General features: G+C 32.7%; 15 protein-coding genes. 9 read left to right on the forward strand and 6 right to left on the reverse strand.

All coding sequences use genetic code 11. The annotated features are described in order from the left end of the window. Window positions 1-507 precede the first annotated feature (507 nt). The 5 genes from trpS to ftsY form a co-directional block, all read right to left on the reverse strand. The gene (trpS, locus tag GOY12_RS03155) at window positions 508-1,506 is read right to left on the reverse strand and encodes a tryptophan--tRNA ligase (protein ID WP_175818598.1); all 999 of its coding nucleotides are present in this window, start codon (window positions 1,504-1,506) and stop codon (window positions 508-510) included. Between the two features lie 12 nt (window positions 1,507-1,518). Beyond that, on the reverse strand, window positions 1,519-2,085 hold the full coding sequence (locus tag GOY12_RS03160) for a nucleotide exchange factor GrpE (RefSeq protein WP_175818599.1): 567 nt from the start codon (window positions 2,083-2,085) through the stop codon (window positions 1,519-1,521). A gap of 10 nt (window positions 2,086-2,095) precedes the next feature. Further along, complete coding sequence (locus GOY12_RS03165; RefSeq protein ID WP_175818600.1) at window positions 2,096-3,124, reverse strand: polyprenyl synthetase family protein; 1,029 nt, start codon at window positions 3,122-3,124, stop codon at window positions 2,096-2,098. A 9-nt stretch (window positions 3,125-3,133) separates the two neighbouring features. After that, a complete protein-coding gene (rpsP, locus tag GOY12_RS03170) occupies window positions 3,134-3,454 on the reverse strand; it encodes a 30S ribosomal protein S16 (RefSeq protein ID WP_175818601.1) in 321 nt (106 codons plus the stop codon). A 1,400-nt stretch (window positions 3,455-4,854) separates the two neighbouring features. Then, entirely contained in the window at window positions 4,855-5,766 is a 912-nt protein-coding gene (gene ftsY / locus GOY12_RS03175) for a signal recognition particle-docking protein FtsY (RefSeq protein ID WP_175818602.1), read from the reverse strand. Window positions 5,767-5,947: 181 nt separating this feature from the next. On the opposite strand from ftsY, the gene iscU reads away from it, so the two are divergent. The 4 genes from iscU to hscA are packed head-to-tail and all read left to right on the forward strand — an operon-like array spanning window position 5,948 to window position 8,967. After that, entirely contained in the window at window positions 5,948-6,340 is a 393-nt protein-coding gene (gene iscU / locus GOY12_RS03180) for a Fe-S cluster assembly scaffold IscU (RefSeq protein WP_175818603.1), read from the forward strand. Between the two features lie 6 nt (window positions 6,341-6,346). After that, on the forward strand, window positions 6,347-6,751 hold the full coding sequence (locus GOY12_RS03185; protein ID WP_175818604.1) for a HesB/IscA family protein: 405 nt from the start codon (window positions 6,347-6,349) through the stop codon (window positions 6,749-6,751). Next, on the forward strand, window positions 6,744-7,202 hold the full coding sequence (locus GOY12_RS03190) for an iron-sulfur cluster co-chaperone HscB C-terminal domain-containing protein (protein WP_175818719.1): 459 nt from the start codon (window positions 6,744-6,746) through the stop codon (window positions 7,200-7,202). Before GOY12_RS03185 ends, GOY12_RS03190 begins: the two co-directional genes overlap by 8 nt. Then, a complete protein-coding gene (gene hscA, locus GOY12_RS03195) occupies window positions 7,180-8,967 on the forward strand; it encodes a Fe-S protein assembly chaperone HscA (RefSeq protein WP_175818605.1) in 1,788 nt (595 codons plus the stop codon). The genes GOY12_RS03190 and hscA overlap by 23 nt, the downstream gene beginning before the upstream one ends. Here hscA and lepB read toward each other — a convergent pair. After that, window positions 8,960-9,706 (reverse strand): signal peptidase I, encoded by a 747-nt coding sequence (gene lepB / locus GOY12_RS03200; RefSeq protein ID WP_175818720.1) that lies wholly within the window; start codon window positions 9,704-9,706, stop codon window positions 8,960-8,962. The genes hscA and lepB overlap by 8 nt on opposite strands. A gap of 2,018 nt (window positions 9,707-11,724) precedes the next feature. On the opposite strand from lepB, the gene GOY12_RS03205 reads away from it, so the two are divergent. From GOY12_RS03205 to folD, 5 genes are all read left to right on the forward strand, one after another. Beyond that, a complete protein-coding gene (locus GOY12_RS03205) occupies window positions 11,725-12,903 on the forward strand; it encodes an aspartate aminotransferase family protein (RefSeq protein WP_175818606.1) in 1,179 nt (392 codons plus the stop codon). Window positions 12,904-13,008: 105 nt separating this feature from the next. Then, window positions 13,009-14,295 (forward strand): HlyC/CorC family transporter, encoded by a 1,287-nt coding sequence (locus GOY12_RS03210; protein WP_175818607.1) that lies wholly within the window; start codon window positions 13,009-13,011, stop codon window positions 14,293-14,295. Between the two features lie 9 nt (window positions 14,296-14,304). Then, window positions 14,305-14,562 (forward strand): DUF2312 domain-containing protein, encoded by a 258-nt coding sequence (locus GOY12_RS03215; protein ID WP_175818608.1) that lies wholly within the window; start codon window positions 14,305-14,307, stop codon window positions 14,560-14,562. Beyond that, entirely contained in the window at window positions 14,563-15,189 is a 627-nt protein-coding gene (locus tag GOY12_RS03220) for a UbiX family flavin prenyltransferase (protein WP_175818609.1), read from the forward strand. It begins immediately after the preceding gene. Between the two features lie 4 nt (window positions 15,190-15,193). Beyond that, on the forward strand, window positions 15,194-16,075 hold the full coding sequence (gene folD, locus GOY12_RS03225) for a bifunctional methylenetetrahydrofolate dehydrogenase/methenyltetrahydrofolate cyclohydrolase FolD (protein ID WP_175818610.1): 882 nt from the start codon (window positions 15,194-15,196) through the stop codon (window positions 16,073-16,075). Window positions 16,076-16,260 lie beyond the last annotated feature (185 nt).

The following is a 16,260-nucleotide window of genomic DNA, read 5'->3' on the forward strand; positions in this document are numbered from 1 at the left end:
ATATATAACCAACCTATGTGATGATGACAGCCATAAACTCAGCAATTTAGAGAAAGCATGAACTAAATTTTTTACATTAATATTCATTCCACAAATTTAGAATAGACCATAAAATGGTAATATCAAATCCTTAATAAAAAAAAGCGGTAAGTTTTACTTAACCTTGCTTTGATTAGCTATAGAGAAAAACCACTCCTGCATACTTATACTATTATCATATTAAAGGTAGAGATATTAAAGAACTCAAAAACAACCACCTCTGCTTGTAGGCTTCTCTCCATTAAACAGCTAAATTCAGTAAAACACGTATTCTTTCTGTACACATAAGTGCACACATGTCCTGCTTACAGGTCTACATCTTTTCTTAAACCTTTACCTATAATAGGACCACCATATCTAGCACCCTAAACTACATTTATAATTAGCTTAAGCTTTTGACAGACTTAAGTATTAATACACATAAAAAACAGAATGAACTTATGTTTTTGCACTAACCACTTTACTAACCTATTGAACAAGCCCTATAATGTCCTCAATTTCTTTTATGCTATGATCTGCAATCTCTGCTGCTTTTTCCGTACCTCTTTTTAATATTTCATATAAATAGAACTGGTCTTTCAAGAGATTATTCATTTTTTCACGTATAGGTGATACAACACTGATAATTAAGTCAGCTAACTCTCTTTTAAAATGCTTCATATCATATTTATTCATTTCTTCACACACTTTACTTACATCAAAATTACTGAGTGCTGAATAAATGTTTAACAAATTACTTACCTCCGGGCGGCATCTTAAAGTAGCAAAATCAAAGCCTAGTATTGAGTCTGTTTTTGCCTTTCTTATCTTTTTAATAATTAATCTATCCGTGTCATCAAGGTTAATACATGAACTCTTTGAAGGATCAGATTTACTCATCTTGCTTGCACCATCCCTTAAGCTCATTATCCTTGATGTGTGATCTAAAACTAGGATCTCAGGCACAATAAAATGATCAAGCTTATAGTAATTATTGAAAGCTAACGCAATATCACGTGCAAGCTCTAAATGCTGTTTTTGATCATCACCAACAGGAACATACTTAGTTCGATATAGCAATATATCTGCAGCCATAAGTACCGGGTAACTATATAACCCTAAAGAGGCTTTTTGTTTACTACTGCCAGCCTTATCTTTAAATTGAGTCATACGGTTAAGCCAACCAACTGGTGTATAGCAGCCAAGCAGCCAACTCAGCTTAGTATGTCCACTAATTGTAGATTGACTAAAAATAATGGACTTTTCTGGATTTATTCCACACGCAATGTAAACTGCTGCCGTTTTCAAAATATTACCTTTTAATTCACTTGCAGAAAGCTTATTAGCCGTAATTGCATGTAAATCAACAATACAAAAAAGAGACTTATATTTATCCTGTAAACCTACCCATTGCTTGATTGCACCAAGATAATTACCCAAGTGTAGTACACCACTCGGTTGAATACCTGAAAAAACAATATTACACACTATTTTGTTCTGCTAATTGTTTTCACAATCAGTAGATCTTTTAGAAATAACAACCATTGCAGGACGAAGTAACCTACTTTTAATAGTATAACCAGTTTGTAAAACCTCCATGATAGTACCAACCTCTTTTTCATTATCCTCCTTCTCTATAATAGCTTGATGCAAATTACTATCAAAGAGTTCTCCAATTGGATCCATTTCCTTTATTCCGTGTTTTTTGAGATCACTCATAATTTTTTGATGAGCTACTTTAATCCCTTCATGAACAGGATCACCATCTTCCAGATTTTCCATTACCCTTTTTAAATTATCGCAAGAGTCTATTACGTCACGTGCAAATTGTGTAACTGCATAATCACTTGCATCACTGATTTGTTTTTGCATTATACGTTTGACGTTCTCATTGTCTGCAACGGCACGGCGCAAATGATCCTCAAGCTGAGCTGCGCGCTCCTTTAATGTACTAAGATTTTCGTTCAAATCATTAATTTGGTTGCTGTCGTCTTGCTGGCCTTCACTTTCCTGCTTATTTAGCATATCAGTAAATTTCTTCCTTTTTTCCCTACTATCACTTGACATATTATTACCTTTAAGAACCTAATAAATATATAGCAATTAATCTAAAAATATCAAGAACCAGCCAAGCTTGCCTTTCTATGCTCGCATTTAAAAAGTTAATCAAAGCAGTTTTATAAGGAGAATCAGAAAAAGCATCAATATTATTTTGTGCCATGCTAATATAATGCTTCGCTTTTTCTATAGAAAGCTCGACGGCATTATGGTAATTAATATAGTACAATGCTTGATTAAAATCACGTTCAGCTGAAGAAAAACATTTTTCCCAAAATTCTCGCTCCACTGTATTGCTTTTTTCATACGCTATAATAGCAGGTAAAGTTACTTTGCCCTCAAAAAAGTCTTTTCCGACTTGTTTTCCAGAAGTACTCTGACTAGCAGTATAATCAAGCATGTCATCAATTATCTGAAATGCCATACCAAAGTTAAACCCAAAACTCTTTAGTCTTTCTATCTCATCACTTGTAGCACCAGATATTACAGATGCAGCTTCACAACACGCAGAAAATAAAGATGCTGTTTTTTCTCCAATGATATCAAAATAACTTTCCCGAACAGTGTGAGGGTTAAAGTACGTCGTCATCTGCTTTATTTCACCCTTCACAAGTGAACGCGATGCCCTAGATAAGATAGAGAGAACATTTAAATTTTTGCATTCTATGAGCCATCCAAACGCCAGAGTTAACAATAGATCACCAACTAAAATACTTGATTTATCCCCCCAAATCTTATTTGCCGTCCTCACTCCATGACGCACTTCACTTTCATCAAGTACATCATCATGAAGCAAAGCAGCATTGTGTATAAACTCTACCGATGCAGCAACTTTAATCTTATCCTCTCTAGAATAACCTAGCATTTTACATATAACAAAAACAAGTTTGGGCCTAATTTTTTTTCCACCAGACTTAATAAGATGAGATATAACATCAGTAGCAAATTTAATATCTTCATTATTAACACTATTAAAGATAAAATCCTTCATAGCCAACAAATCAGAAGATACAACATTATCTAATATATCATTATTTGCTGACAGCATTAAAGAGACTTACGCCTCTTGTTCTTCTACTTTCTTCCTTCCTGCCTCTTTTAGTTCCACCTTTCTTTTTTCTGCTTCTAAAGTTAGAAGACCATTTTTGATAAACCATAACACTCTTTTAGTTGCTTGCGCACCTATACTTAGCCAATATTTTAACCTATCAGCTCTTACCATAACGCGTTTTTTATCATCTTTTGCTAACATTGGATCATACTGTCCTATTCTTTCAATAAAGCGTCCATCTCTTGGTGCACGCGAATCAGCCACAATTATTCTGTAAAAAGGGCGTTTCTTTGCACCAAATCTTGCTAACCTTATCTTAACTACCATGTTAACCTTTATTCATACGTTACTTACAACTTTACACAATAAACAGTTCAAGTCAAATAAATTATACAACTTTTACACCTCATAATAATACGCAGAGCATCTAAAGTGTATTATTGCATAATTCACGAAATAACCCTAGAATTTCAAAGTTTGTGAGGTTTTAGTATCCAACCTAATTTATCACCTAGCTAGTCTTTTATTTACAGCCACGAAAAGTAACCTTAGCTTTTAGAAAAATTGATACATATTTCAGTTTTGCAGACAAAGCACTGGTAGGTGTAGGTAAAAAGATCCATCATATGTAACAGTCAGCATACAATTGCGGAAGAAATAGTAATAAAACAAAAATAAGCATCATACCTGTATTACTTTTAATAAAGTCATTATCAGTGTCAAAATTATTATCCTCCCTAGTTATTTCTTAATAGAAATAAGAAAGTCAGATAGAGTTTTTTGTTAAAGATGTAAGCACTTTCAACTGGTAGCGAATCTAGAATTAGAAAGTGTACCCTTTCACTTAGAATCATAGCCAACATTGCACAACTTTCTTCTTTCAAGTATCTTTAGCTCATTTAACAACAACAATAAAAAAATAAAAACATAAAATTTTTAATTACTGACTCCATATAAACAATGTACAATAACAAAAATTACACTAGCACTAGACACTGCAATACAGGTCCACACCTAAGCTCATAAATTGACTTATTCTCTCTGAAACAGTATGATATTTTTTCTTTAACAGTTTGCCATATAACCAAGAAATAGATAAATAACACAGACTTAAAACTTTAGAACACATGGCAGATACGATACTGCATCTCAAGTGTTACCTAAAATAATTTGGCTCCACCATAATAAAATTGACATTTTTAAAATACTTGAAGCAGGGCTTACACTCATTGGCAACCCATTAACATTATTTCTAGCAGGCAACCTTTAATAAGGAAGTTGTCGGCAACGCTACATTTGCAGAATTAAGAGTTTTAAACCAACTCTGATAAAAGTCCAAATATTGAATAGTAGGAACAAAATATGAAAAATCTAAGGAGAGAAGTAGTTGAATGAAGCACGATTGATTAGCTATTATCATTACAGAATATCTTTACACAAAAAAGAAGTGCACCCTGAGCATTATTATTAGGAACTAAAAATAAGAATTACCAGTTGATTTTGCTGCTTCTTTAAAGCATAATAAATCCATTATTACCAGCTTCTCCAATAATCTATGGTAGAAGCAGCACACTTTTAGATGAAGAAAAGTACCCCCATATGCTGACTTTAAGCTTAAGAAGCAAAAAAAATATGGCTCAAAAAGCTATACTAATCTAAAACAGAAACTATCTTTTTTACAATATTAATAATTAAGTCTGATCACATAAAAGAGCTGAGAAAAACCTTCAATCACAGTTAAACAACGCTTTAGCAAATTCCTTGCTAGTGAATTCTCTTAGGTCCTCTATATTTTCGCCAATTCCTATAGCATATAACTTCACCTTATAAACTTCTGCAAGTCCAATCACCACTCCACCCTTAGCAGTGCCATCTAATTTTGTTATGATTAGCCCAGTCACACTCACCATCTTACTAAATGCCTCCAACTGGCTATAAGCATTTTGGCCAGTAGTTGCATCAAGAATTAAAATAACATCATGAGGAGCAGTATCATCCAACTTCTTTACCGTTCTATATATTTTTGATAGCTCTCCCATAAGGTTCACATTATTTTGTAACCTACCTGCTGTATCAATCAGAACAACATCAACGTTATCTTTCATAGCTTGACTTACAGCTTTATATGCTACACTTGCAGAATCACTACCGTATTCTCCAGTCACAACAGGACAACCAGAACGTTCTGCCCAAATATTCAACTGTTCACTAGCAGCAGCTCTAAATGTATCACATGCAACTAGTACAACTGACTTTCCCATTTCTTTATATTTATACGCAAGTTTACCTATAGTTGTAGTTTTACCATTACCATTTACCCCACATACCATTATTATATGTGGCCTCTTGTTTAAAATTAGCGGTTGTATAACAGGGCTTAATATAGCTTCTATTTCATTCATTAATTGCCGTATAACAGTATTATGTTCAACTTCGTTGTCAAACCTGATATTTACAAGCCTATCAATAATTGACTTGGAAGCTTTATGACCAATATCCATACTTATTAGAAGATCTTCCAGCTCACTCAAAAGCGACTGATCTAGTCTTTTTTTTCCAGAAAAAATACTTTTTATCCCATTGCTAAAGTGAGAAGAAGTTTTTAACAAGCCTTTATAAAGGTTACTAAATAGACTCAAGCAAATACTCCCCTTAAAATCCAAATTTAATATAAAAATACACGCACTAAGTATGCTTCAAAACAAGTATACTTGCCTATGACATGTTTTGTAAGTAAAATATACTAATCACAAGCGTGTTTTTCTTTAGTTTCTAAACTAAATGTATTATAATGAAAAATAGTAGTTTATAGGTAATTTTATGAGTTATAACGAGAAAATTTTAGATCACTATGAAAATCCAAGGAACGTTGGTTCTCTAGACAAGAATGATCCAAACGTTGGCACTGGTTTAGTAGGGGCACCATCATGCGGTGATGTCATGAAATTACAAATAAAAATTAACAATAAAGGCGTTATTGAAGATGCAAAATTTAAAACTTTTGGTTGCGGTTCAGCTATTGCTTCAAGTTCTTTGCTCACAGAGATAATCAAAGGTAAAACCATCGAAGATGTAGCACAGGTAAAGAATACTCAAATAGTGAAAGAATTATCTTTACCACCAGTCAAGATACACTGTTCAGTGCTTGCTGAAGATGCTATAAAAGCTGCTATTCATGATTATCAAAGCAAACAAACTAAAATTAATAGCTAAAAAGTTATGGGCGAGTATCAAGGATTAAATTCTGAAAAGAAAGATAAAAAACCTATCACCATCACTACAAATGCAGTAAAGAGGATAAGGTATTTACTGGATCAAAAACAGCATAATAACTTAAAAAAAACAGAAAAAGCAATAGGAATAAGAGTGCTAATTAAACAAAAAGGATGTTCTGGTTTAAAATATGATATTGAATATGCATATAATGCTCGCCCCTTAGAGTCAGTAATTGAAGAAAGATGTAGTAATGGCCAAAAAGTCAAAATATTAATCGATCCGAAGTCTATCATGTTTATACTTGGCTCTGAAATGGATTATGTAGAGGAAAAATTCTCATCAGGTTTTATTTTCAAAAACCCTAATGAAAAAGGAAAATGTGGTTGTGGGAGAAGTTTTTATGTTTAGCAACCATTTCTTACTGTTTGAAATCGAACCAGCTTTCAATATCAACTTTGATGAGCTAGAGAAAAAATATATTAAGCTAATCAAGGCTGACATAAACGAAGGAGAGTCCAAAAACATGAAAAGTATAAATAAAGCTTACCAAGTGCTAAAGTCCCCACTAAAACGGGCTGAGCATTTGTTAGATCTTCTTAGTATGAAAAGCCAAAAGAATTATACAAATTCTGAAATATTAAATGAATCAATAGAAATAAGAGAATACTTGCTAGATTGCAATGACCTGCAATTTGCAAACAAGATGATTGATGAAAAGATAAAAGATTGTACTAAAAAACTAATTAATGCTTTTGCTGCAAAAAATTTTGATGAAGCTATGATGCAAGTTTCAAGATTAAAGTATCTATATAAATCATTTGAGGAGGTAAAGAAAAGTGCAACTAACCCAAGTTTCTGAACCAAATTTAAGTGAAGTAGTTTTTGGTATAGATCTTGGCACTACCAATTCTTTAATTGCTGCAGTTAATAAAGCTGGTAATGTGGAGATATTTAAAGATGAGCAGGGAAGAGAGTTACTGCCCTCTGTCATTTCATATAAAAATAATATATTAAAAATAGGCTACGACGCTAGCTCAGATGCAATATATTCAGTAAAGCGCTTAATGGGCAAAAGTGTTAAAGATTTAAATAAAGGAGGTATCAATTTTGAAATAGATGAGGAAAGTGAAAAAGTTATTAGGATAAAATGCACAGAGAATAGGTATCTTACTCCTGTTGAGATTTCTGCTGAGATATTGAAAGCTTTGTGTGAGAGAATAAAAAAGTCTACAGGGATGAAAGTAAAAAAAGCAGTAATTACTGTACCGGCTTATTTTGATGATTCAGCACGTAATGCAACAAAATATGCAGCAAAGTTAGCTGGTATAGAGGTTCTTCGCCTAATCAATGAGCCAACTGCTGCTGCGCTTTCTTACTCAATTGAAAAGAATAATACCAGTGGAATATATGCAGTTTATGACCTTGGTGGTGGAACATTTGATATTTCAATATTAAAGTTACATCAAGGAGTGTTTCAAGTCCTTGCGGTTAACGGTGATATCGAACTTGGTGGTGATGATTTTGATCATCTACTAAGTTTAATTGTGCTATCTAAGTATAGAGAAAAGACAAATTTAAGCGAAGAACGTCCTAATGTTATTACAATACGTGATATTGGGATTTATAATGTACGCATTGCAAAAGAATACCTAAGTAAAAATGCATCAGGCATTTTTACCTTTAACATCAACGGTGAATTATTTGAATGCAAAATCATCAAAGAAGAATTTGAACAGGCAATTACCCCCTTAGTTAACAGAACTATCGATATAGTTATTCGTACTATACATGATATAGATCTTAAAATTGATAATATAAAAGGAGTAATTTTAGTTGGTGGTGCAACTAAAGTGCCATTAGTACAAAATTCACTACTGACACTCTTTGGAAATAAAATACTGAGCAACGTAGATCCAGACAAAGCAGTCGTAATTGGAGCAGCTTTACAGGCTCACGTTTTAACTTCAGGCTCAAAAGATAAGAGTATTCTTCTCGACGTCCTACCCTTATCACTTGGCGTAGAAACTATAGGAGGAATAGTCGAAAAAATTATACCAAGAAATACGCCACTACCAGTTTCAGAGACAAAAGAGTTTACAACTTATGCTCACGGGCAAACAGCAATGAAAATTCATGTTTGTCAGGGAGAACGTGAAATGATAGAAGATAATAAGTCTCTAGCGCAGTTTGAGCTAAAAGGCATACCTCCACTACCTGCAGGTTCTGCAAAGGTTGAAATAGAATTTACAGTTAATGTTGACGGGATATTAGCTGTTACTGCAAGAGAAAAAAGCACTGGCATTGAACAGACAGTTGAAATAAATTCAAGCTTTGGCTTAAGTGAAGCTGAGATTCAAGATATGGTTAACCAATCAATAAATAATTTTGATGAAGATATGAAAGCTCGCTCTCTTGCAGAAGCCAAAGTTAATGGAAATAAATTTATACATTTGATTGAAAGCAATAATAGTCTTTTTATTGACCAAAGATTAAAGAACTTACTACAAAACGCAAAAAATGCCTTACAGGAAAATGATCTAAATAAAATCAATAATGCTATCACTGAGTTAGAAAACTTTTCTTTAAAGTTACGTAAATTAACAAATAGACAAAGTTCTACATGATGCTATGCAGTATCCTATTTAACCGCAAAGCAATAGGTATTCTAAAATTAAACGGTAACCAATCAACCTTTCTCAATTTAAACGATAAACCAACTATGCTTACACGCCCAATTATATTTTCCATTGGTACAAAACTAATTTCAGGAAATCTGCTATCAAAGGAATTATTTCTATTATCTCCTAAAACAAAAAATCGATTATTAGGAACATAATAAGCTGGGCTATTATATGATAGTTCATTAGAAATACTATCTATTAAAATCTCATATTCTCTCTCATTTGGAAGTGTTTCTACGTATCTTGGTATGCTACGATTTAACTCATAGTCAAAGAAGTCTTCAACCCGTTTTCGCTTTACTTTCTGATTATTGAGGTATAGTTCTCCTTCTATCATTTGCACTTTATCACCTGGTATCCCTATTACCCGCTTAACAAACCTGATGCTGTCGTTTCTTGCAGGTTTAAAAACTATTATATCACCACGCTTTGGAGAAGTATAAAAGATTCTACTGTCAAAAACGTTCGGAGAAAACGGAAAGGAGTATCTACTGTAACCATATGAATATTTACTAGCAAAAATATAATCCCCCTCAAGCAGAGTGCTTTTCATAGAACCAGAATAGATATGAAATGGCTCAAATAAAAAACTACGTACTGATAGCGCAATTAGCAACAAAAAAAATAATGAAGATAAAAACCTTCCTGTTCTCACTACCCAATCTTTCCTTAATTCCCTCAACTTTTTCAACTTTGCTTTTCCTATAAATGAAATTTATTATACCATGTAAAAGTGGCAACGCAAAATTTACTCATGGATGTTATTTCCCTGCTACTAAATCTGAATTACATAAATTAGCTTCACTACTTACACTTTAAAAAGCTTTTGTTACCTGCTTTGAATAATAAATATTTGAAATTAATAAAAGCTAAAATATTAGCTAAAATTTATAAACTATACTTAATAAATAAGGGAATTCAATATACTTTACCTAATATAGCAAAGATTAAACTTCAGTATGTCGGTCACTTTAGGTTGCAGACATTAAAGGAATTATTCGCTTCTACAAAAAACAGAAACATTAAAGAGTTTTTTTTAGGATAACAATAAAATTAACGATAAAAGTGCAAAAAAAATCAGTTGAACTAACATATTTACTTTGCTTGAGTTAAAGAATAGCAAAATTAGTAAAAATAATAAGCTGTCTATTATAATTGCTTATGCTGGCTTACTGGTTGAATTTAGATATAACTTCATATGGGGCTGTTGCCTTACCTCCCAGCTATTTTGTGTCACTGGAGTAAAAAAACTTAGGCAAGCTTTCAAACAAAGCAGACAAAGCTCTTTATAGATTACTAAGTACTAAAATACCACTATCTTCTCTAAGGAAGTTGGCTTATATTAAATCCACCGCAATTATTCTCCTTTAGGATCGTACCCTTCATGCAAAAGAGAAAAATCAAAACTTATTACTATTCTAAATTTAGAGTAGTAATATTAATTTGCTTCAAATGTTCTGGTTTAATGTTACTTTCAACTAATAACGTATCCACTTTTTCATCTTCTCTACTGTTTGTCAACTCTAAACACAATAGCTTAATAGTGACTCGGCAAACCTGGTTCAATACTCTTTTTTTTAATAAGAGAAGAATAATAATGATAGCTAAATAACTCGCAGGAATTTGGACCTTACTTTTTGCATAACTTAAAGTTACATATTTACATTCACCCTAGCCATTTGAATAAAACAAATTATATTTTTTATATTTAAGAAACCTATTATCAAGTATATCACAAAAAGTTAGCTTACAATTATCAGATTCAACAATTTCTAGATACCATAAACCTCTAAGATATAATTACCTTTTTTTGTAATAAGATTATGCATGACTAACCCTTAATGAGGATTGTAGCAACCTACTTTTATCAGAGTAGCTATAGCATTACTATTCAAGACAATAGCTGCTACCGTAAATACAGTCTCCGGTAGTTTTTCTTTCTTTTGCAAAGAGCAAATTTCTTCTTTGCACTATTAGTATTTTTAAATGCTATCGCCTATTATTAGCACACCACATATATTTGTATATATTGATACTGACAACAATCATACGCTAGAAGAGAACTCCAACTTTCGTCTGATATGTAGATAATTTTAGAACAATCCGTATCACTATACCCTCTATATATAAAATAATAGTACCTTCTTTTTCCATAATCCTTTATAGCATAAGATCACTTTCATCATATCTTTTCACTTTTAGAAATGAATTACCATACACATAAAACCACTTTATCGCTCTTCTTCTTCAACTTTAAATCATTAGCTCTTTACCTCAATCACATAACATGTGATGCCAATAATATATAGATTAACACTTTCCTTTAACCTATAATATATATAAGTAGGAAGTTTAATTAGCTCTTTTATAGAGCAGGTTTTTATTATCTATTTCAAAAAAACAATACTATTTATTTCTACTAAAACCTACTTCAGTAATTTATTATCCTAAGTAGATAATACCCCCCCACAATTAGTAGTACTGAAATGAGTAGAAGGAGTCACAATTATAAAACTTCTCATCATATATACCACATTTACAGCAAAATTTTTCTGCTTTAAACTAAAACACACTTTTATCTTTCTCTGTAACCTACATTTTCTATACCTTAAGTGTAATTAATTTACAAATATTAATTATTTGTTGATAATGATACACAAGTATAGTTACAAGATTGTAGATAATACTGGAATATTTAAAATGAACTACATTATTAATACATATAATAGGTTTAATATTCCTATAGTCAAAGGAAAAGGAGTATACCTTTTTGATAGAGATGGTAAAAAATATTTAGACTTTGCTTCAGGTATTTCTACAACTTCCTTGGGACACTGTCATCCATATATTATAAATAAGTTAAAAAAGCAATTAGATTCGCTGTGGCACTGCTCTAACATTTTTACTATCCTTCAGCAAGAAAAGCTTGCTAAGCGTCTAACAGCACTCACTTTCGCAGATAGAGTTTTTTTTTGCTCAAGCGGACTTGAGGCAACAGAGGCCACAATCAAATTTATTCGTCGTTATTTTTATTTAAAAGGCCAAGAAAAGCGTTACCGTATTATTACAATTGAAGGAGGGTTTCATGGACGTAGTATTGCTGCAATTTCTGCTGGAGGAAGTGAGAAATCGCGCGAAGGTTTTGCTCCATTCCTTCCCGGCTTCGATAAAGTACCAAGAAATGACATCAAAGCATTAGAGAAAAAGATCAGCAATGAAACAGCTGCTGTATTTTTAGAACCTATACAAAGCGAGGGAGGAGTATATACATTAGATGTAAAGTACCTTCAAAAAGTGAGAGAAATAACAAAAGCCCAAGGGATAATTTTGTGCTTTGATGAAGTACAATGTGGATATGGACGTGTCGGTTCTTTATTTCATTACCAGAATATAGAAATTGAACCTGACATGTTAACTTGTGCAAAGGCTATGGGCAATGGATTCCCTATAGCTGCATGTTTAGTAAAAGATTATGTAGCAGAAGCAATTACTCCAGGAACCCATGGATCAACTTATGGTGGTAATCCTCTTGCTATGACTGTTGGCAACGCAGTGCTCGATATAATGCTGAAGGAAAGTTTTTTCGATCATGTTAGAAGAGTTAGTAAATACCTGAAAGAGAAACTGCTGCCTTTAACTAAAGAATTTCCAAAAATAATCTCAGAGATACGTGGAGAAGGTTTGTTGATAGGAGTAGAGCTCAAGGCACCTTTTGCTGATAAAATTGTCAGCCGATCTCTTGACAAAGGTTTAATAATGACTAGAGTTTTAAATAACAGAGTGATAAGAATAACCCCTCCACTTATTGCTGAGGGTAAGCATGTGGATGCAGCATGTGATATACTCTATAATTTATTTTTTGAGGCTAAAAATATGTAGACGTTCTAAGTATATGAAACCTAACTATACAGGACTTCAAATTTGCAAATGCTTCTTGTAGTGTATAAATAACTCTGTTTTTTGTCACAGCAATATTATATTTTAATGGACCGGTTATTGATTTTAGTATTATCAATAATTTTTGTTTTGTTGATTTTATCATTTTTATTTTCAGGTGCAGAAATAGGGTTAACCTCAATTAGCCGCTCTCGAGTTAATAAATTAAAGCTAGACGGTAACAAAAAAGCTAAGGTAATTGACCGCTTATTAAACAAAAAAGAATTAACAATAGGTACAATATTACTCGGCAATACAATTATTAATATCACTTGTTCCGCTTTACTTACAGCAGTAGTCATAAATTTTTTTGGGAACGAAGGCGTCTTTCTATTAACAGCTACAATGACATTTTGCATCTTGCTGTTTTGCGAGGTATTACCAAAAACTTACGCAATGCAAAATCCTGAGAAATTTACATCATTTTCTGCCTATTTTGTGCTATTTTTTGTCAAGATTTTCTCCCCATTGACATTAGGTATCCAGTTTATTGTCAATCTTATTCTAAAGTTATGTGACCCCCATAAGGATAGAGAGGTTATATCTGCAGCAGATGCAATGCGTAATATGATTGCTCTCCATCACAGTGAAGGTACCATACTACAGCAAGATTTAGATATGCTAAGCAGTATACTTGATCTTGCTGAAACAGAAATATCAGAAATTATGACCCATAGGAGAAATCTATTTTCTCTTGATATAAACCGAAACAAGAAGGAGCTAATAAGAGAAATTTTAACTAGTAGTCACAGTAGGGTTCCTCTATGGAAAAAAGAACCTGATAACATTATTGGAGTAGTTCACGTAAAAAACTTAATAAATGCTTTGCGTAAAAAAGACAACAGAACAGAAGAGGTTGACATTGCTCAAGTTATGTCAAAACCTTGGTTTATACCAGAAAGTACACCGCTTAGTGTACAACTGCATAATTTTCGTAAAAACAGGAACCACATCGCATTTGTTGTTGATGAGTATGGAGCATTGCAGGGAATTGTAACTCTTGAGGATATACTGGAAGAAATAGTTGGAGAAATCTCCGATGAGCATGATTTGATCACAGAAAATTTTATAAAGAAAATATCTGATAATGTATATCACATAGAAGGGAAATCTACTATTAGAAATATTAATAGGCAGTTGCACTGGAGTCTTCCTGATGAAGAGGCTATAACTTTAGCAGGCATGATTGTAAATAAAATTGAGCGTATTCCTGATGAAGGTGAAGAGTTTTCCATGTATGGTTTTTACTTTAAGATTTTGAAAAAAGATAAAAACACTATTACTGTTATTGAAGTGCGAGTAAAAATTGACAATACTGTAACAGCAATTAATTAGTTGAATTTTGTGGAAAGCACAGTAAAAATAACAGCTGATAAGTTAAAGGGCTATATAGAGAGAATCGAAAAGCTTGAACAAGAAAAGAAGGGCATACAAGACCACATTCGCAACGTGTACGTAAAAGCTGCAGACGAAGGCTGGGATATAAAAGTGATGAAACAGATTATTAGGCTAAGAAAGATGGATAGCAATGATAGAGAAGAACAGGAAATGCTGCTAGATACCTACAAACGTGCATTAGGAATGAGTTACGAAGAAGACTAAGTGAATAATAGAATTGTAATTGGAATAAGCGGAGCATCTGGTTCTATCTATGGTGTACGTATCCTAGAGACATTAAGGAAAGTTAGTAAATCTCTTAAACTTACTACAACAGATTCCAGCACCATGCGTTGGAATGACACTAAATTAGATTATGAAACTCATCTAGTAATAAGTCGTGCTGGAAAAATAACCATAGATCATGAAATTACAAAAAGACTTGAAGATATTACATCACTTGCAGATTTTTACTACTCCGAGGAAAAAATAGGAGAAAAGATAGCAAGCAGCTCATTTAAAACTTTAGGGATGATTATTGCTCCGTGTTCTATAAAGACAATGTCTGAAATTGCATCAGGCGTTACTTCTAATCTATTAACAAGAGCTGCTGATGTAACATTAAAAGAAAGAAGAAAATTAGTTCTCATGGTACGAGAATCACCATTACATCTCGGTCACTTGCAAAACATGTTAAAGCTAACAGAAATGGGAGCAATCATTGCTCCACCAGTACCAGCTTTTTACATTAAACCAAAGTCTTTAGAAAATATTATCAATCACTCTATTAGCAAGGTATTAGATTTGTTTGATATTAAATTACCTAATCTCAAAGAATGGCAAGGAGTATAGTAAAGTGGCAATTATTATTGACGGCAAAAAAATAGCAAACAGTTTACATGAAAAGTTATCAAAAAAAATTAATGTTTTAAAAAGAGAGCATAACATTTTCCCTTGCCTTAAAGTGATTCTTGTGGGAAACAACCCAGCAAGTCAGGTCTATGTTCGCAATAAACAAAAAAAAGCAGAATCAATAGGTATAAGCTCTGAAACTATTGTTTTACCTGATAATATTTCAGAAAACAAATTAATTACAAAAATTAATGAATTAAATATAGATCCATCTGTTCATGGTATTTTAGTACAATTGCCTTTACCAAAGCATATCAATGCAAGCAGAGTAATTAACATAGTAAGTGTTAAAAAAGACGTAGATGGTTTTCATGATGAAAATGTTGGAAGATTAGTTAAAGGTGAAAAAAATTGTCTTATACCTTGCACCCCTAAAGCTTCCTTATATTTGATCAAATCAATTGAAAAAAACCTTTCTAGCAAAAATGCAGTTGTGATTGGAAGATCAAATATTGTCGGTAAGCCAATGTTTCACTTATTGTTGCAAGAAAATTGCACCGTTACTATCTTGCACTCACAGAGTAGAAATTTAGCTGAGTGTTGTTCTAAAGCAGATATAGTAGTTGCAGCAGTTGGAAAGCCAAGATTCATTCAGGAAGATTGGGTAAAAAAAAGTGCAATAGTAATTGATGTTGGCATAAATAATGTAAACGTAGGAGGGCAAGCAAGGTTCATAGGCGATGTTGACTTTGATGGAATAAAAGAAAAAGCCAAAGCTATTACTCCAGTACCAGGAGGCGTTGGTCCAATGACCATTGCATTTTTGATGGTGAATACTGTTATTGCTACTTGCCTACAGAAGGGAGTTGATACTTCTGATTTATGAGTCAAGGTCTATCGCGCAGTAGTGTGGTTAGGTAGCGTAAAGGATATTAGAATAATAAAGTTAAAAATATGAATAACAATTTTTCCTTTGCTGTACTCAAGTATAACTTTCTATATTGATTGTGATCTTAATTTACCACACTATAGTCCTAGTTGTAATCTAGATTTATCATATAAAAACTTGAG

Origin of the sequence: Wolbachia endosymbiont of Dirofilaria (Dirofilaria) immitis, assembly GCF_013365455.1 — a bacterium.
Taxonomy (GTDB): domain Bacteria; phylum Pseudomonadota; class Alphaproteobacteria; order Rickettsiales; family Anaplasmataceae; genus Wolbachia.

Bases quoted from the DNA above. Each gene is read 5' to 3' on its own strand.
- GOY12_RS03160 (WP_175818599.1), bottom strand. From the start codon at position 2,085: ATGTCAAGTGATAGTAGGGAAAAAAGGAAGAAATTTACTGATATGCTA.
- GOY12_RS03165 (WP_175818600.1), bottom strand. From the start codon at position 3,124: ATGCTGTCAGCAAATAATGATATATTAGATAATGTTGTATCTTCTGAT.
- rpsP (WP_175818601.1), bottom strand. From the start codon at position 3,454: ATGGTAGTTAAGATAAGGTTAGCAAGATTTGGTGCAAAGAAACGCCCT.
- iscU (WP_175818603.1), top strand. From the start codon at position 5,948: ATGAGTTATAACGAGAAAATTTTAGATCACTATGAAAATCCAAGGAAC.
- GOY12_RS03185 (WP_175818604.1), top strand. From the start codon at position 6,347: ATGGGCGAGTATCAAGGATTAAATTCTGAAAAGAAAGATAAAAAACCT.
- GOY12_RS03190 (WP_175818719.1), top strand. From the start codon at position 6,744: ATGTTTAGCAACCATTTCTTACTGTTTGAAATCGAACCAGCTTTCAAT.
- GOY12_RS03205 (WP_175818606.1), top strand. From the start codon at position 11,725: ATGAACTACATTATTAATACATATAATAGGTTTAATATTCCTATAGTC.
- GOY12_RS03210 (WP_175818607.1), top strand. From the start codon at position 13,009: ATGGACCGGTTATTGATTTTAGTATTATCAATAATTTTTGTTTTGTTG.